Consider the following 16,985-nt stretch of genomic DNA (forward strand, 5'->3'; position numbering starts at 1 on the left):
ATATTAATTAATAGGATCTGTATCAGAACATTCTTCTTGTTTTTCTGAATTGGTCTTTTCATTAGCTAATTTTTGAATATTTTGATTAATATTAAATAGTACACAAATTAATTCAAAACCAATGCGAGTTGAAATAAAGCCCACAACTAAGGTAACAATGCCAGTGAAAAAAGCAACTAAACCCATAGTAAAGCTATAAGTAAATGCAGCAAAACTACCTAATATCATAGAGAACGCACTAATTCCAATAAGTAATAATGCGATCCAATACACGATTGTGATAAAAGAAGGTGTTAACATTTTATCAAAAAAGAATAAGTCTTTAATGGTAAAGCCTTTAAAGTCTATTTTTTTGTTCATTTTATTTCCTTTTTAGTTGGATTGATTTTATTACTTCTATTTTTTTATATTTGCGTATAAAGTGATAATTTTTGAAAAGCGCAACAATTATAACATAAAATTATTTTGAGATTAACTTATGAAAACTTATATCCCCGGTAAAGATGCTGCTCTTGAAGATTCGATCAACTATTTTCAGCAGCAATTAGCAAAATATGATTTAGAAGTAAAAGAAACTTCTTGGCTAAATCCGGTACCTAATGTGTGGTCAGTGCATATTCAAAATACTAAATGTCCATTGTGCTTTGCTAATGGTAAAGGCGCAAGCAAAAAGGCGGCATTAGCATCGGCTTTAGGAGAGTATTTTGAACGGTTATCAACCAATTACTTTTTTTCAGATTTTTACTTAGGAAAGCAAATAGCGAATGCCGATTTTGTGCATTATCCAAGTGAAAAATGGTTCACTATTCCTGAAGATAATTCACTACCTAAAGGACTATTATCCAAAGAACTACTTAAGTTTTATGATCCTGATCATGAATTGAGTGCAACAGATTTAATTGATTTACAATCAAGTAATGGTGATCGAGGTATCTGCGCTTTACCATTTGAACAGCAGTCTGACAAAAAAACTATTTATGTGCCAGTTAATTTAATTGCTAATTTATATGCCTCTAATGGAATGTCAGCCGGTAATACTCGTAATGAGGCTCGAGTACAAGGGTTATCTGAAATTTTTGAGCGTTATACTAAAAATAAGATTATAGCCGAAGGCATTAGCTTACCAATTATCCCAACTGAAGTGATTAACCGTTACCCCACCGTTTTAGCTGCAATTGATGCGCTTGAAAGCGAAGGCTTTCCGCTTTACTGTTTTGATGCCTCATTGGGTGGAGAGTTTCCGGTTATTTGTGTAGTGTTATTTAATCCACAAAATGGAACGTGTTACGCCTCATTTGGTGCGCATCCAAATTTTGGCGTTGCGCTTGAAAGAACAGTAACAGAATTACTACAAGGACGCAGTTTAAAAGATCTTGATGTGTTTTCACCTCCAAGTTTTGATAATGATGATATTGCCGACCTTAGCAATTTAGAAACGCATTTTATTGATTCAAGCGGTTTGATTTCATGGGATCTATTTAATGAGCAAGCAGATTACGAATTTGTCGATTGGGACTTTTCCGGTTCAACTGAGCAAGAATTTGCTAATTTGATGGATATTTTTACCCGCCATAATACTGAAGTGTTAATTATGGACTACGAACACCTTGGTGTATATGCTTGCCGAATTCTGGCCGTTGGTATGTCTGAAATTTATCCTCCTGAAGATCTTATAATTGCCAATAGCAATATGGCTATTGGATTACGAGAGCTTATTTTGTCATTACCTTACCAAAAACGTACAGCTAAACAGTACCTAGCAATTATTGAACAGCTTGATGATGAAGGGCTTGATGATTATGCTCGAATTCGCGAACTGCTAGGCATAGCAACAGGTAACGATAATGCTTGGTTAACTCTTCGCGTTGGCGAGTTAAAAGCAATGCTGGCATTGGCAGGCAAAGACTTAATACAAGCACAACAGTGGATTGATTGGACGATTGAAATGAACGAGTCTATATTCACGCCATCGCGCAATCATGCTTATCGTTGTTTACAGACATTAGTTAATTTTATTTTACAACGAGACAAAAAACAGTTTAATAACTATCAAGCCGCATTTAATAAAATGTATGGTAAAACCTGTGTTGATGATATGTGGCAATATGCTAATGGTGACAAAACATTTTTTGGTTTAGCTAATTATACGAAAATCGAGAAACAGACCAATAACAATCTAGAACAGTTTGATATGCACCAAAAATTATTAGCTGTATATAATAAATTGCATCAGACAATGTTATAAATTATTAACTTAAATTTTATTTAAATTCCACCGGTGAACACGGTGGAATGAATAACTTTATTTAACCTTGCCTTGCAAATTCTCCTGCTTGCCTTACTAACTCATCGCTCGGGGTTACACCAGTATATAACACAAACTGTTCAAGCGCTTGTAAAACAGCAACATCAGCACCTGAAATAATGATTTTATTTATCTTTTGGGCATATTTTATCATGGGAGTATCAACGGGAAGGGCAACTACATCAAACACAATATCGGCATTTTTTATCATAGTTGTGGGAAATGCAAGCGCCTCAGACTCAATAGCACCAAGCATACCAATTGGGGTAACATTGATAATCAATTTGGCTTGATGTGGCAATATTTCTTGCTCATCCTTTACCCATTTATAGCCATATCGTTTGGCTAATGCTTCGCCTTTTTGTTGGTTACGTGCGGCAATAATACCATTTTTAAATCCCGCATCATAAAAAGCTCCGATCACCGCATTAGCCATGCCTCCGCTGCCTTTTAATACAAATGGTGTTGTATTATCAATCTTATTTTCTACAATGAGTTTAGCAACGGCAATATAATCAGTGTTATAAGCTTTTAAATGATGGTTGGTGTTAACAATGGTATTTATCGATTGAATAGATTCTACCGAGTCATCTAATTCATCAATAAACTCAATGCAAGCTTCTTTATAAGGCATTGAAATGGCGCAACCTCTAATACCTAAGGCCTTAATGCCATAAATCGCATCTTTCAAATTATTGGTAGTAAAGGCTTTATATAAGTAATTAAGATGGAGTTTTTCGTACAAATAGTTATGAAAGCGAGTACCAAAATTGCTTGGTCTTGCTGAAAGGGACATGCAAACAGTTGTGTCTTTATTGATAATTCTTGCCATTACAACAAATCCTTGTGATCATATTAGATGATTTTATTTTACCACTTTCTTAATTAACGTGTATGTAATTATGGTTGCAAACAATAACGGTCCTAAAATACAGCAAGAAAAAGCAACAGTAAGAGCAATGATCTATTTATATTGCTTTAAACAACATCATAGCCAACATCATCAGTTATGTGAGGAATGCAACGACCTGTTGCAATATGCTATGCAACGCTTAACAATGTGCCGTTTTGGTGAAGAAAAAACGACATGTGAACGTTGCCCTAAACATTGTTATCGTAAAGATTATAAATTAAAAATTAAACAGGTAATGCGGTTTTCTGGTCCAAGAATGTTAATTTATTATCCTACAATGGCATTAAGGCATCTTTATAAAAACTTGGTGAGTAGGTAAGTTATTACCATTATTAACGTCTACTATGACAAAACAAATATTAACTCGTCATAAAGTTAAAATTATGGTTTAGTATATTCTATTGATTAAAAATACTAATTCCCAAAATAGCCCAAAACTTCCACCGATTTGTATACTGTGAAAAATTTGTTATTATTAGAAACAGAATTTAAAATAATGGCTCGATAAGAGTCTGGATCAAAGAAATGTCTATTGCAGTTGTTGAAGTTAATCGTCAAGCAGTTATTCATAATGTTGAGTATCTCAAAAAAATGGCTCCAAATAGTCAACTAGTTGCGATTATAAAAGCCAATGCTTATTCACACGGTAGTGAGGAGATTGCTCAATTATTACATGATAAAGTGAATTATTTTGGTGTATCGCGCCTTACCGAAGCTATGCAATTGCGAAACAATGGTATTAACACACCGATTCTGGCTTTGGAAGGTTTCTTCCCGCATGATGATTTGGATTATTTTATTGATTTTAACATTCAACCAGCTATTCATAGCAAATGGCAAATTGACATATTGCAAACATCCCTCCGTAAAGATCAAATTACCACATGGTTTAAGCTTGATACAGGAATGCATCGTTTAGGTTTTTGTCCTGATGAAGCAAAAGAAGAATTTTATCGTTTGGCTAGTTGTTCAGTGGTTTGCAAACCAATTAATATTATGAGTCATTTTAGTTCGGCTGATGATCTCTCTTCAGAGAAAACGTTAAAGCAAATAGAACTATTTGATGAGTTTATTAATTCAATTGATGACAAATCACTTATTGGCAAACGCTCGATTGCTGCATCGGGCGGTATATTAGCCTGGCCAAAAGCTCAGCGAGATGTTGTGCGTCAAGGTATTGCTTTATATGGTGTTTCACCTTTTGATGAACCGATTACTGAGCTACAACCTGCAATGACGTTTAAATCTGAATTAATTGCGGTACGAAAACACAAAAAAGGTGAATCAGTTGGTTATGGTCAAATTTGGTGTAGCCAGCAAGATACTAAACTAGGTGTGGTTGCAATGGGGTATGGTGATGGTTATCCACGAAATATTCCAGAAAATACTCCTGTTTTGATTAATGGTCGAAAAGTACCAATCGTTGGTCGAGTATCAATGGATATGATTGTAGTTGATTTAGGTATAAATTGTCTTGAAAAACCAGGTGATGAAGTCATATTTTGGGGAGCAGGACTTCCTGTTGAGGAAATCGCAAAGCATACTGGAATTAGTGCTTACGAATTAATAACGCGCTTAACTTCACGCGCAAAAATTCATTATATAGATAAATTAAATTATGATTAAAAAAATATTTTTATACACTTTACTTTCTTTTATATTAATTATTGGCGGCTCGATCAGTATTGGTTATTACTTTTTACAGCAGTTTTCTAAACAACAAATGCAAGTAACCAACGAAAACCAGATGTTTGTTTTGAAAAAAGGCACATCCATGCACCAATTGGTTGCACAAGTTAAAGAAAGTAAATTAATGCATAGTGCTTATTTATTGCCTTATTTGTGTAAATTGAATCCTTCATTGAGATCAATTAAAGCAGGAACTTATCAATTACACCCACATATGACCGTTGAAGAGTTTTTGCAATTATTAGTGTCAGGTAAAGAAAGCAATTTTTCAATTCAATTTGTGGAAGGTAAACGAGCTAAAGATTGGTTAAATATTATTCAAAGTACGCCATACATTGAACAAACATTAGTTGGAAAAACAGATGAAGAAATTGCTAAGTTATTAGGCATTGAAGGATCAATTGAAGGTTGGTTATCGCCTGATACTTACCTTTATACCGCAGACACTTTAGATATTAATATCCTAAAACGTGCGCATATGACGATGAAAAGTAATTTGCAAAAAATTTGGGATAATCGGGATAGTAATCTTCCTTATCAATCCCCTTATGAATTACTGATTATTGCATCAATTATTGAGAAGGAAACAGGTATTAGTTCAGAGCGTGCTAATGTGGCATCGGTATTTGTTAATCGTTTAAGAGCTAAAATGAAGTTACAAACAGATCCAACTATTATTTATGGTTTAGGCGATAACTATAAAGGTACTATTAGGCGCGTTGATTTGACCGATACTGAAAATCCTTATAATACTTATGTTATTGAAGGATTACCACCAACTCCAATTGCAATGCCAAGCATTGCCTCGCTCGAAGCTGCAGCACACCCAGCTAAAACCAATTATCTGTTTTTTGTGGCGAATGGAACAGGTGGACATACATTCTCAAGTACTTACAGTAACCATCAGCAAGCAGTTAATGAGTATCGTCGAATGAATAGTAGTGGGAATTAAATAAAAACCCAATAAAATCAATGCTCTACCTGAGCATTTTTTCAGGTTTGTTAACTTTAATTATTACCGCATATTAATGCGGTAATTTTTCATAATTAAGTTGCGACAAATCATCAAGTTGCTTAATTAGGTAAAGTAGATGATTAACATCTTGTTCTTGCTCTTTTAGTGCTTCTTCAAAATAAGGGTGTAAGGCAAATTTGGGCAAATTTGTTTTGGCGTCAATCATTGCTTGTATACGTGGAATAAAAATCCATTGTAACCATTCGTGTGCTTGCATGGTATCGATAGCAAAAGGTTCTTGGCTTAAAAATGCATTGGGATTTGGCGGTATAGTTTGCCATAAATTGATTTTTTGTAATTCCTCTATAATTTGTTCAAGTTGATTTAGTAGATTTTGCCCTTGCGATTTTTGTGTTAATAAATTCTGATAATGTAGCCAATCAAAACAAGGGCCAGGATCTGTTTTTCGATTTGGAGCAATATCGCTATGCCCAGCAATATCTTTGATGGCATAAGTTTGTTGTAATAATAACGTAACGTTTACTAATTGCTGATATTGTTGTTCGGTAAAATTATCGCTATCACATCCTTCCATTTCGATGCCGATCGAAAAATCATTACAATTTTCTTTCCCTTCAAATGCTGATTTTCCTGCATGCCAGGCACGTTTATCAAATGGAACAAATTGAATAATTTCACCATCACGTCGAATAAACAGATGGCTTGATACTTCAAGTTGATGAATCGAAGCAAAGTACGGGTGCTGGTTGGGATCGAGCCGACCAGTAAATAATTGCTCAACATAAGGACCTCCATATTCATTGGGCGGTAAGCTTATATTATGAATAACAAGTAGTGATATCGGTTTATTAATAGGTCGTTCATTATAAAAAGGCGAAACAACTTGCTTTATACCTTGTAACCAGCCATTAACAATTTTTAGGGACATAGTGACTCCACTTATTTGATAAACCGATGTATGGATTTGTCTATTTTGCGATTTGCTTCGCAAAAATTGAACATACAACGTAATAATTAACTACATTAAGGATTTTACTTTCTAATCTTACTTATTCATTATTATTCCATTTTTTTGTTTTGCTATAAAGGCTCTTAGATTAAATCATTGACTAAAAAATAGAGGTATTTATGTCTAATCAATCGGGCTTTACGTTATTTGAACTTATGATTGCCATTATTGTTATCGCTATCTTAGCCGCTATCGGTGTTCCTGCTTATCAGGGATATGTAAAAAAAGCCGCAATGACTGATATGTTGCAAACAATGACATCGTATAAAACCGCTGTAGAAATTTGTGCTGTAGAGCAAGGTAGCTTAACCAATTGTAGTAATGGTAATAATGGAGTACCAGCGAGTCGAACATCAAATTATGTTACCTCTATTACGGTTAATAACGGAGTTATTACCTTGGTTGGAACCAGCGCCTTAACAGGGTTAACTACTACACTAACACCAACAATCAATGCTACAAATGGCAATTTAGATTGGAGCCGAGTTTGTACTACATCGCCAAGTGATACCAGTTTAACCAGTGCTTGTGAAGATATTTTTAAATTCTAATGTTTGTATTTAATAATTGACGAATAAGGAACCACCTTTATGCAAGAAGAACAGTTAATTGAAAGTATCGATAAATTGTTACTTGAAGCATTAGATAAGCGTGCTTCGGATATTCATTTTGAGCCTTACCAACATAGCTATCGTATTCGTATGCGTATTGATGGTGTTTTGCACGATATGTTATCCCCGCCCCTTGCATTAGCGAAACAGATAATAGCAAGATTAAAAATCATGTCTCAACTAAATATAGCTGAACATCGATTACCGCAAGATGGTCAACTCATTATTGATCGTTATACCATGCGTATTTCCACTTTGCCTGTAATGAATGGCGAAAAAATTGTTTTAAGAGTAATGGATAATCATGAATCTGAATTAACCATTAATGATTTAGGGTTAACGGATGCAGATCTGTTAACATTCAAACAAATTTTAGACTACCCACAAGGATTGATTTTAGTTACAGGTCCAACAGGAAGCGGTAAAACGGTGACGTTATATAGTGGATTAAAGCGGTTAAATAAAACCGAACGTAACATCTGTAGTGTCGAAGATCCCATTGAAATTCCTCTAGAGGGTATTAATCAAACTGCGATTAATCTCAAGGCTGGCTTAACATTTGCTATTGTATTGCGTGCTTTACTACGGCAAGATCCTGATGTAATGATGATTGGCGAAATTCGCGATCATGAAACCGCCGAAATTGCAATTCAAGCTGCGCAAACAGGGCATCTAGTATTATCTACATTGCACACTAATTCAAGTGTCGAGGCAATAACACGATTAAAGCAAATGGGGATAGAAAATTATCTATTGTCATCAAGTTTAAAATTAATTATTGCTCAGCGGTTAGTTCGAAAATTGTGCTCACACTGCAAAGTTGTGGCGAGTGATTTAGTTAAGCTGGGCAATGAATACGAACCGCATTATTTAGCTTCAGGATGCCCAAATTGTATTGGCGGTTATAAAGGACGAATTGGGGTATACGAGTTTTTAGTTATCACGCCCGATATTCAACAACAAATATTAGCCAATCAAACTATTTTACCTTCAAATATGACTTCGCTAAAAATAGCAGGACAAAAATTAGTGAGGCAGGGCGTGACAACATTAGCTGAATTAAATCGAGTCTTGGGTGATACAGCGTGAAACGGCTCTATTATTGGTATGATGTTGATTTTAATCAACACAAAATTATTGCCGAATCATCACAGGCTATTAAAAGGCAGCTATTGTTGCAAGGTAAAATAGCCATTAAGATTAAAGCCGGTAAAATTATCACCCCACACAGTTTTAATCGTACAGATCTGCTGATGATTACCAAACAATTAGCTACCATGCTAAAGGCGGGATTATCTATTATTGATACATTACAATTGCTTGCTCAAGAACAAGCTAAACCGCATTGGCAATATTTGTTACTTGATATTAAACAACAAATAGCTAAAGGCGAATTTTTATCTCAAGTATTACGCCAACATTCTTCGGTATTTTCTGCCCTGTATTGCGAAATTATTGCAACAGGCGAACTGACAGGACAGCTTGATGAAAGCTTTGAGCAGTTAGCATTATTGCTTGAAAAATCAATCAAACTACAAAAAAGTATAAAAAAAGCAACGCGTTATCCGTTGTTTTTATTATTGATTGCAATGATGGCAAGTTTGGTGATGTTATTATTTGTTTTACCAAAATTTTCAGATATTTATCAAAATTTCGATGCTGAACTACCAGCTTTTACACAAGGTGTTATTGATTTTTCGAGTTATTTGCAACAAAGCTGGTTAATTTGGTGTATCGTATTTTTTATTAGTTATTTTTGTTATCAGCGCTATTTAAAAGTGCGTTATCGACGTAAAATCGAAATGATAGTAATAAAATTTCCCTTTATTGGAAAAATTATTCAAACCACTTGCTTAACTCAGATTTTCCAAACAATTGGAATCACTCAAAAAGCAGGTATACCATTATTGACTGGTTTAACTGCGGCGGCTAATACTACTAATTATTTTCTTTATCGTGATAGTATTTCGCAAATTATTGTAGGTATTGAGCAAGGGCTTTCATTTAGCCATGTATTGCATGGGCAACGATACTTTCCTAATTTATGTTCACAGTTAATTCATGTGGGGGAGGAATCAGGCACACTAGATTTAATGCTCGATAAATTAGCAATTTATTATCAAGAACAAAATCAAACCTTAACCGATAATTTATCACAAGCATTTGAGCCATTATTAATGCTAGTTTTGTCTTTAATTATTGGCAGTTTAATTATGGCTATGTATTTACCGATATTCCAAATGGGCGATGTAATTCACTAATGTTAGTATTTATTATTATCTATTTAGGTCTTTGTATCGGTAGCTTTGTTTATGTTGCTTATTATCGTTATTTGCCAACACTGACATCATACCAATATTTATGTCGAATTAGTTTTCATCGATCTGCTTGCCCACATTGTCATAGTAAGCTGAAAGCTTGGCAATTGATACCGATTATTTCTTGGTTAATATTAAAACGACGTTGTTATTACTGCGATACTAATATTTCATGCCAATATCTTATTGTTGAATTATTTGTCGCTGTTTTATTTACTTTTATCTATATTGATAAAAGCATCAATTATCAAAGCGGTATTTTAATGATTCTTGGTTGTTATTTTTTACTTTTAGCTTTAATCGATTTTAAATACTATTTATTGCCAGATTTGTTTACCCAACCATTAATGTGGACAGGTGTAATGCTTGCCTATTTTGATTTGGCAAACATCGTTTTAACCGATGCTTTGCTAGGTATCTTTTGGGGATATCTATTATTAAAAATACCTGCTACTTTATTTTATTTGGTATTTAAAAAACAGGGATTAGGGGGAGGTGATATCAAATTGCTTGCCGCTCTTGGTGCTTGGTTGCCTTATACATCATTACCAATGTTATTATTTTTTGCTTCCCTATTGGGGATTATATATTCTCTTTTTTTGCGATATGTGATCAATGAACCAAAATCAAAAGTTATTCCATTTGGCCCTTTCTTATTAATTTCTGGTTATGTGATTTATTATTTCTGTTAAAAAGTTTCAGGAAAATAGGTGTTTTAATCAATTTATTGTTAATCAATAAGTGTTAAAAGTGCATAAATGTATTATTTTTTCATTAAATGCAATATATAACTAAAATTGATATCCATAGTAAAAATAGTTATTTTTATAAAAGTGAAAATCGCGTTATAGTGTTAGCTAGGTTTGTTGAACCGCAGGTTATTCACCTACTAAGGAATTACTTATGATATCTAATAGTATTAATCAATTAAAAACCGAAATGATAACATGGCGCCATCATATTCACGCCCATCCAGAAACAGCCTTTGAAGAGGTTAAAACCACGCAATTTATTATCGAAAAGTTACAATCCTTTGGTATTACCGAGTTATATACTGATTTTGCTCCAACAGGAGTTGTTGGTATTATTAAAGGTAATCGTGATGGACGATGGATTGCTCTGCGAGCTGATATAGATGCATTAGATATTATTGAAGAAAATAATATTAATTATTGCTCAACCATTTCTGGCAAAATGCATGGGTGTGGTCATGATGGGCATACTGCAATGTTACTAGGAACGGCTAAATATCTTAGTGAACACCGTGATTTTGCTGGTACTGTTGTTCTTATTTTTCAACCAGCTGAAGAAAACGAAGGCGGAGCCAGAGTCATGGTTGAAAATGGTTTATTTGAACAATTTCCGATTGAAGCAGTATATGGCATGCATAATCAACCTAATATGGAGTTAAATCACTTTTATATTAATCATGGCCCAATGATGGCATCGTATGATGTATTTGAGATCAAAATAACAGGTGTTGGTGCTCATGCCGCTGCGCCTCATCTAGGAAAAGATACAATTTTGACAGCTACGCAAATCGTAAATGGATTACAAAGTATTGTGAGTCGTAATGCTGATCCTTTAAGTTCATTGGTAGTTAGCGTAACGCAAATTCATAGTGGCGATACTTGGAATGTGTTACCACAGGAAGCGGTTATTCGCGGTACTGTTAGAACATTTAGTGCACAAGTACAAGATATGGCTGAAAATCGTATTAAACAAATAGCAACAGGTATTGCCACAACATTTGGAGCCAAGGCGGAAGTAGATTATCAACGCCGTTACCCAGCTACCATCAATTACGCTAAACAAGCTGATATTGCTATTGCAGCTGCTAAACAAGTTGTGGGACAAGATAACTTAATTATTGATCCTCTCCCTTCAATGGGGTCAGAAGATTTTGCTTTTATGCTACAAAAAATCCCTGGTGTTTATGTATGGTTGGGCGCTGGTAAAGGGGCTAATTTGCATAATCCAGCTTTTAACTTTAATGATGAAGTGTTAACAACTGGTGTAAGCTATTTTGTTGAAATAGTTAATCAAGAACTTACTAACTAAGTTAAAACGAGATTCCAACGACAGCTGGAATAAACGTTGTGTTATTCCAGCTTATTAGTCGAAAACAATTAAAATGTCATTCGGCTATTGTCATTTCCATATACTCTAAATGGCGTATTTAAATCAATTCCATTATTAAGTACCACTTGGACACAAACACCGTCTTTTTCGTCTAGTTTTGCCGCAGCTAACACAAGTCCCCCTTCTCGCCAACCACCGGCAAGTTTATACTCAAGCGTACTGCCTATTTTAGGTAAAACATCACTCGTACCCTTTATTACATACATCCCACGAGTATTTGCTCCACGGAATTGTGCTCTAGCTACCATTTCCTGACCACAGTAACAACCTTTTTCAAAGCTGATTGCGTCATAAGATTGCAAATTACAGGCTTGTGGTAATAATATTGCCATATTGTCATTATCAATGATAGGGTAACCAGCTTGCAGATCAAGTTTTAGCCAGTCGCTACATGGATGTAAATCTTCAGAAATAGGCTCCGGCGTTACCATAATAATACGCATTTGCGGTAAAGGTAGTTTGATATAGGTGATATTATTTTCAGTAAAACAGTTTTTATCACTTAATTTTTCTGCGATTCCAGAGGGGATCGCATCTCCAACCAAGCCGACCATATTTAGATCTTCGACTGGTTCGATAGTTACTTTAGAAAAAACAGCGTATTTTGTTAGTTCGGCAATCTGTTTTTTAACAACACTTTTACGCTCAATATAGTAAATATCATTACCTCGTTGAAATAACAATAAAGTACTCCACATTCTGCCTTTACTGTCGCAATGAGCAGCATAAAGCGTAGATTTTTCTGAAAGTCGGTTAATATCGTTAGTTATTTGACCTTGCAAGAAAGCTCGGTTATCCTCACCTGTAACTTTAACTAATTGCCAGTCAGCAAGAGAGGTTGGTTTAGAAGAAATATTGCTCATATTTGTACCTTTGGGTGAAGAAGAATCCTAGTACCGTTATGGCTAGAAATACTCATCTCCTGAGTTTATATAAAAAATAAAAAAATAACAATAAAATCAATTAGCAATATTTAAATAAAATAGATAGATTACGGATATTATTCATAATATTTTAAAAAATAATTTTATTTGTGGATAATTTTTTCAGTAAAACACTTAGTTAATTGACTTTAATTGATTTTGTTTATAAGTTGATGCAAAATAAACCACTAAATGACTAATCAGTTACATTGGAGACAACAACCATGGCAAAACTGTCAGGCGCAGAGATGGTTATTCAATCTTTGATTGACCAAGGAGTAAAACAGATATTTGGCTATCCCGGTGGTAGTGTTCTTGATATTTATGATGCCATTCACACGTTAGGTGGTATTGAACATATATTAGTTCGCCATGAACAAGCTGCGGTACATATGGCCGATGGTTATGCTAGAGCAACAGGGAATGTTGGCGTTGTTTTAGTTACATCAGGCCCTGGGGCAACAAACACTATTACTGGTATTGCAACAGCTTACATGGATTCGGTTCCACTGGTTATATTGTCTGGACAAGTTGCCAGTAACCTAATTGGTAATGATGCATTTCAAGAATGTGACATGATCGGAATTTCGCGTCCGATTGTTAAACACAGTTTTTTAGTCAAAGATAGTAAAGATATTCCAGAAACCATCAAAAAAGCATTTTATATTGCTTCGACAGGTAGGCCAGGTCCAGTCGTTATCGATCTACCAAAAGATATTGTTAATCCAGCTAACAAATATAATTATCATTATCCAAAATCAGTTTTAATGCGATCTTACAATCCAACGATTCAAGGTCATAAAAAACAGATCAAAAAAGCATTAACCACGTTGTTATCGGCTAAAAAACCGGTGTTATTTATTGGTGGCGGGGTTATTGCCGCCGATGCTAGTGGCGAAATTAAAACACTTGCAGAAAAATTAAACTTACCTGTCGCTTCAACGTTAATGGGTATTAGTGCTTTTCCGGGAACCGATAAACATTATCTTGGCATGATAGGCATGCACGGTGTTTATGAAGCTAATATGGTCATGCATAATGCCGATGTAATTTTTGCAATCGGTGCACGTTTTGATGATCGAACAACCAATAATGTTGAAAAATATTGTCCAAAAGCCAAAATTATTCATGTTGATATCGATCCGACTTCTATTTCAAAAACTATATCTGCTTCAATTCCTGTAGTTGGTGATGCAAAAGTTGTTCTTGAAACGTTGCTGTCTATGTTAGATGAGTTAAATACAGAACGTGATCTTGACGCATTAATTGATTGGTGGAAACAGATAGAACACTGGCGATCACGTAACTGCTTAGCTTATAACCATGAAGGGCAAAGCATTAAACCACAAGAAGCGATACAAGTGTTATATAAATTAACCAAAGGTGATGCATTTGTGACGACCGATGTCGGTCAACATCAAATGTTTACTGCGCTTTATTACCCATTTGATAAACCTCGTCACTTTATCACATCTGGTGGGCTAGGCACGATGGGATTTGGTTTGCCAGCAGCGCTGGGAGTCAAATTGGCATATCCTAAAAAAACCGTTGTATGTGTAACAGGCGATGGTAGTATCCAAATGAATATTCAAGAATTATCAACCGCATTGCAATATGGCTTACCAGTACTGGTTTTAAATTTGAACAACCGCTTCTTAGGCATGGTTAAACAGTGGCAAGATATGATTTATTCTGGACGCCATTCAAGTTCTTATATGGAATCTCTACCTGATTTTGCTAAAATTGCAGAAGCCTATGGTCATGTTGGTATGGTAATAACAAAGCGTGAGGAACTAGAATCTAAACTGAAACAAGCACTGGCAATCAAAAACCGTTTAGTTTTTGTTGATGTTATGACTGATGCGACTGAACATGTATATCCAATGCAGGTTCGAGGTGGTGCAATGAACGAAATGTGGCTTAGTAAAACGGAGAGAACCTAATGCGTTATATATTATCAATCTTAACCGAAAACGAACCAGGCGCATTATCACGAATTATCGGCTTGTTTTCGCAACGTGGTTTTAATATCGAAACTATCACCACTGCGCAGACTGAAGATCCAACCATGCACCGCATGACAATTCAGACCTCGGGTGATGAGCATGTGATTGAACAGATCCAAAAGCAATTGCATAAACTTGTTAATGTTTACCGTGTTCATGATTTAACCGAAGGCCCGCATGTAGAGCGTGAAATCATGCTAGTAAAAGTAGAAGCAAAAGGTTCACAAGCACGTGATGAAGTTAAACGTTGTGCCGATATTTTTAGAGGATCGATCGTAGATGTTACTGCAACACATTATATTGTACAACTATCGGGTACTAGTGAAAAACTAGATTCATTTTTATCCTCAATTCGTGAAACATGCAATATTATCGAAACCGTCCGTTCAGGAATTATTGGCTTATCACGTAGTGAAAAAACAGTTAAATAGCCATATTTATAGTTAACATATTTATTAAGGCACATTGTGCGCCTTAATTTTGTTAACAATACTAAGACTGTTGATTTTTCAATCAAAAGGCATAAAGATGTTGCCATATTTTAATCTCGCCAAAAATTAACAATAGCAACTCGTTATGCCTAGAACAATGCTACTAGATACTTACTTGAAAAGGTGCCAAAATTAGAAGATCAGTAGTCTTTAGATTAAAGTAATAATTGTTAGTAATAACCATTACTGTATGTAACAAGAATAGAAATAATAATTACAATGTATAAAACAATAAATACAATCGAAGCGATAAATGTAATTAGAAAATATTTCCAATAGCCATAAATATTTTCTATAGCATCAACGATATCGTCTCCTTTTCGAAGACTTGCAGCTAAGCTAAATGCACTTCCCGATTTGAAAAGTTTGGCTCCAGCAAAAATTTGTGGGATGCCAACAATAGCAGTAATTATTCCTAGACATGTAAAAGCGCCAGCAATTATAAAAATAACACCAAAAACTTGTTGCATAGTAGCGATAAAACGCATATGTTTTATTAATAATTCAGTTATTTGAAAAGAAATTGTATTTGTTTGATTTGTATTCATTTTTATTCCTTATATTATTGCTCTATTTGAACGTGGCGAATAAAATAGCATTTTTTAAATTAATGTCGAGGTAATTTTTTGCATAATAGTTCAAGTTTAAATCGTTTTTCTATTGCCCCAATGTTAGATTGGACAGATAAACATTGCCGTTATTTTCATCGAATTTTAACAAAAAAAGCATTGCTATATACCGAAATGGTGACTACAGGCGCAATTTTATTTGGAAAAGGTGATTATTTAGCTTTCAACAATGAAGAGCATCCACTTAGCTTGCAACTAGGCGGTAGCGATCCTAACGCATTAGCACAATGTGCAAAATTAGCGCAAGAACGTGGTTATGACGAAATCAACTTAAATGTAGGATGTCCATCAGATCGCGTACAAAATGGTATGTTTGGTGCTTGTTTAATGGGAAATCCAAATTTGGTTGCCGATTGTATCGCTCAGATGCAAGATCAGGTTGATATTCCCGTCACGGTAAAAACAAGAATTGGTATTGATGATTGCGATAGCTATACTTTTTTGTGTCAATTTATTGAGAAGGTAATGCCTTACACCAAAACATTTATTGTACATGCGCGCAAAGCATGGTTATCAGGATTAAGCCCAAAGGAAAATCGTGAGGTTCCGCCACTTGACTATGAACGTGTTTATAAATTGAAACAAGATTATCCCAATTTAACTATAGCCATCAATGGTGGCATAAAAACAATTGATGAAATAAAATGCCATTTACAGCATGTTGATGGTGTAATGGTTGGGCGAGAGGCATATCAAAATCCACTGTTACTTACTGAAATTGATACGCAAATTTTTGGCACAAATGCTCCCGTCATTGATCCTCTATCTGCTATTCAAGCACTTTACCCTTATATCGAACAACAGCTAATGCAAGGTGCGCAACTTAACCATATTATGCGGCATACTTTAGGTATATTTAATGGACGTAAAGGAGCAAGGCAATGGCGGCGCTATCTTAGCGAAAATACGCATAAAAAAGGGGCAGGGATCGAGGTTGTTGAACAGGCTTTAACATTCATCAAATAATATTTAA

The 16,985-nt window shown here is 34.9% G+C and carries 17 protein-coding genes; 12 read left to right on the top strand and 5 right to left on the bottom strand.

Going from position 1 to position 16,985, the window contains the following annotated elements; translation table 11 throughout:
* Positions 1 to 3: 3 nt before the first annotated feature.
* Positions 4 to 360: a DUF4282 domain-containing protein gene (locus ACGH6S_RS06185; RefSeq protein WP_194240423.1), complete on the bottom strand. Its 357-nt coding sequence runs from the start codon at positions 358 to 360 to the stop codon at positions 4 to 6.
* 118 nt (positions 361 to 478) lie between these two features.
* On the opposite strand from ACGH6S_RS06185, the gene ycaO reads away from it, so the two are divergent.
* A complete protein-coding gene (gene ycaO, locus ACGH6S_RS06190; RefSeq protein WP_411578497.1) occupies positions 479 to 2,245 on the top strand; it encodes a 30S ribosomal protein S12 methylthiotransferase accessory factor YcaO in 1,767 nt (588 codons plus the stop codon).
* 61 nt (positions 2,246 to 2,306) lie between these two features.
* Here ycaO and ACGH6S_RS06195 read toward each other — a convergent pair whose 3' ends face one another.
* A complete protein-coding gene (locus tag ACGH6S_RS06195; protein ID WP_411578496.1) occupies positions 2,307 to 3,137 on the bottom strand; it encodes a shikimate 5-dehydrogenase in 831 nt (276 codons plus the stop codon).
* Between the two features lie 70 nt (positions 3,138 to 3,207).
* Between ACGH6S_RS06195 and ACGH6S_RS06200 the strand changes: the two genes are divergently transcribed.
* The 3 genes from ACGH6S_RS06200 (at position 3,208) to mltG (ending at position 5,859) form a co-directional block, all read left to right on the top strand.
* Entirely contained in the window at positions 3,208 to 3,537 is a 330-nt protein-coding gene (locus ACGH6S_RS06200) for a nitrous oxide-stimulated promoter family protein (protein WP_034911385.1), read from the top strand.
* Between the two features lie 206 nt (positions 3,538 to 3,743).
* The gene (gene alr, locus ACGH6S_RS06205; RefSeq protein ID WP_411578495.1) at positions 3,744 to 4,844 is read left to right on the top strand and encodes an alanine racemase; all 1,101 of its coding nucleotides are present in this window, start codon (positions 3,744 to 3,746) and stop codon (positions 4,842 to 4,844) included.
* A complete protein-coding gene (gene mltG, locus ACGH6S_RS06210; protein ID WP_085165467.1) occupies positions 4,837 to 5,859 on the top strand; it encodes an endolytic transglycosylase MltG in 1,023 nt (340 codons plus the stop codon). Before alr ends, mltG begins: the two co-directional genes overlap by 8 nt.
* Before the next feature lie 73 nt (positions 5,860 to 5,932).
* Here mltG and ampD read toward each other — a convergent pair whose 3' ends face one another.
* Positions 5,933 to 6,811 (bottom strand): 1,6-anhydro-N-acetylmuramyl-L-alanine amidase AmpD, encoded by an 879-nt coding sequence (gene ampD / locus ACGH6S_RS06215; protein WP_411578494.1) that lies wholly within the window; start codon positions 6,809 to 6,811, stop codon positions 5,933 to 5,935.
* Positions 6,812 to 7,011: 200 nt separating this feature from the next.
* Between ampD and ppdD the strand changes: the two genes are divergently transcribed.
* The 5 genes from ppdD (at position 7,012) to ACGH6S_RS06240 (ending at position 11,882) form a co-directional block, all read left to right on the top strand.
* Complete coding sequence (gene ppdD / locus ACGH6S_RS06220; protein ID WP_065591018.1) at positions 7,012 to 7,443, top strand: prepilin peptidase-dependent pilin; 432 nt, start codon at positions 7,012 to 7,014, stop codon at positions 7,441 to 7,443.
* Between the two features lie 39 nt (positions 7,444 to 7,482).
* Positions 7,483 to 8,592: an ATPase, T2SS/T4P/T4SS family gene (locus ACGH6S_RS06225; protein ID WP_411578493.1), complete on the top strand. Its 1,110-nt coding sequence runs from the start codon at positions 7,483 to 7,485 to the stop codon at positions 8,590 to 8,592.
* Positions 8,589 to 9,764 (top strand): protein transport protein HofC, encoded by a 1,176-nt coding sequence (gene hofC, locus ACGH6S_RS06230; protein ID WP_411578492.1) that lies wholly within the window; start codon positions 8,589 to 8,591, stop codon positions 9,762 to 9,764. Before ACGH6S_RS06225 ends, hofC begins: the two co-directional genes overlap by 4 nt.
* Positions 9,764 to 10,513, top strand: a complete 750-nt coding sequence (locus tag ACGH6S_RS06235; RefSeq protein WP_411578491.1) for a prepilin peptidase — start codon at positions 9,764 to 9,766, stop codon at positions 10,511 to 10,513. Before hofC ends, ACGH6S_RS06235 begins: the two co-directional genes overlap by 1 nt.
* A gap of 211 nt (positions 10,514 to 10,724) precedes the next feature.
* Positions 10,725 to 11,882 carry a M20 aminoacylase family protein gene (locus ACGH6S_RS06240; RefSeq protein WP_065591022.1) on the top strand — a complete coding sequence of 386 codons (1,158 nt, stop codon included), beginning with the start codon at positions 10,725 to 10,727 and terminating at the stop codon, positions 11,880 to 11,882.
* A 68-nt stretch (positions 11,883 to 11,950) separates the two neighbouring features.
* On the opposite strand, the gene ygfZ is transcribed toward ACGH6S_RS06240, so the two are convergent.
* Positions 11,951 to 12,826, bottom strand: coding sequence for a tRNA-modifying protein YgfZ (ygfZ, locus tag ACGH6S_RS06245; protein WP_296302191.1), 876 nt, complete (start codon positions 12,824 to 12,826; stop codon positions 11,951 to 11,953).
* Between the two features lie 284 nt (positions 12,827 to 13,110).
* Between ygfZ and ilvI the strand changes: the two genes are divergently transcribed.
* Both ilvI and ilvN read left to right on the top strand, forming a co-directional pair.
* Positions 13,111 to 14,829: an acetolactate synthase 3 large subunit gene (ilvI, locus tag ACGH6S_RS06250; protein WP_411578490.1), complete on the top strand. Its 1,719-nt coding sequence runs from the start codon at positions 13,111 to 13,113 to the stop codon at positions 14,827 to 14,829.
* Positions 14,829 to 15,323, top strand: coding sequence for an acetolactate synthase small subunit (ilvN, locus tag ACGH6S_RS06255; RefSeq protein ID WP_065591025.1), 495 nt, complete (start codon positions 14,829 to 14,831; stop codon positions 15,321 to 15,323). Before ilvI ends, ilvN begins: the two co-directional genes overlap by 1 nt.
* A 230-nt stretch (positions 15,324 to 15,553) precedes the next feature.
* On the opposite strand, the gene ACGH6S_RS06260 is transcribed toward ilvN, so the two are convergent.
* Positions 15,554 to 15,931 (bottom strand): DUF5362 family protein, encoded by a 378-nt coding sequence (locus tag ACGH6S_RS06260; protein WP_296301075.1) that lies wholly within the window; start codon positions 15,929 to 15,931, stop codon positions 15,554 to 15,556.
* A 120-nt stretch (positions 15,932 to 16,051) separates the two neighbouring features.
* Here ACGH6S_RS06260 and dusA point away from each other — a divergent pair, with 120 nt between their 5' ends.
* Entirely contained in the window at positions 16,052 to 16,978 is a 927-nt protein-coding gene (gene dusA / locus ACGH6S_RS06265; RefSeq protein WP_411578503.1) for a tRNA dihydrouridine(20/20a) synthase DusA, read from the top strand.
* Positions 16,979 to 16,985 lie beyond the last annotated feature (7 nt).

The sequence above is a fragment of the Gilliamella sp. BG3 genome (assembly GCF_046635605.1).
Taxonomy (GTDB): Bacteria; Pseudomonadota; Gammaproteobacteria; order Enterobacterales; family Orbaceae; genus Gilliamella; species Gilliamella bombi.

Coding starts and splice junctions, on each gene's coding strand:
- ACGH6S_RS06185 (WP_194240423.1), bottom strand. CDS start 360: ATGAACAAAAAAATAGACTTTAAAGGCTTTACCATTAAAGACTTATTC.
- ycaO (WP_411578497.1), top strand. CDS start 479: ATGAAAACTTATATCCCCGGTAAAGATGCTGCTCTTGAAGATTCGATC.
- ACGH6S_RS06195 (WP_411578496.1), bottom strand. CDS start 3,137: ATGGCAAGAATTATCAATAAAGACACAACTGTTTGCATGTCCCTTTCA.
- ACGH6S_RS06200 (WP_034911385.1), top strand. CDS start 3,208: ATGGTTGCAAACAATAACGGTCCTAAAATACAGCAAGAAAAAGCAACA.
- alr (WP_411578495.1), top strand. CDS start 3,744: ATGTCTATTGCAGTTGTTGAAGTTAATCGTCAAGCAGTTATTCATAAT.
- mltG (WP_085165467.1), top strand. CDS start 4,837: ATGATTAAAAAAATATTTTTATACACTTTACTTTCTTTTATATTAATT.
- ampD (WP_411578494.1), bottom strand. CDS start 6,811: ATGTCCCTAAAAATTGTTAATGGCTGGTTACAAGGTATAAAGCAAGTT.
- ppdD (WP_065591018.1), top strand. CDS start 7,012: ATGTCTAATCAATCGGGCTTTACGTTATTTGAACTTATGATTGCCATT.
- ACGH6S_RS06225 (WP_411578493.1), top strand. CDS start 7,483: ATGCAAGAAGAACAGTTAATTGAAAGTATCGATAAATTGTTACTTGAA.
- ACGH6S_RS06235 (WP_411578491.1), top strand. CDS start 9,764: ATGTTAGTATTTATTATTATCTATTTAGGTCTTTGTATCGGTAGCTTT.
- ACGH6S_RS06240 (WP_065591022.1), top strand. CDS start 10,725: ATGATATCTAATAGTATTAATCAATTAAAAACCGAAATGATAACATGG.
- ygfZ (WP_296302191.1), bottom strand. CDS start 12,826: ATGAGCAATATTTCTTCTAAACCAACCTCTCTTGCTGACTGGCAATTA.
- ilvI (WP_411578490.1), top strand. CDS start 13,111: ATGGCAAAACTGTCAGGCGCAGAGATGGTTATTCAATCTTTGATTGAC.
- ilvN (WP_065591025.1), top strand. CDS start 14,829: ATGCGTTATATATTATCAATCTTAACCGAAAACGAACCAGGCGCATTA.
- ACGH6S_RS06260 (WP_296301075.1), bottom strand. CDS start 15,931: ATGAATACAAATCAAACAAATACAATTTCTTTTCAAATAACTGAATTA.
- dusA (WP_411578503.1), top strand. CDS start 16,052: ATGTTAGATTGGACAGATAAACATTGCCGTTATTTTCATCGAATTTTA.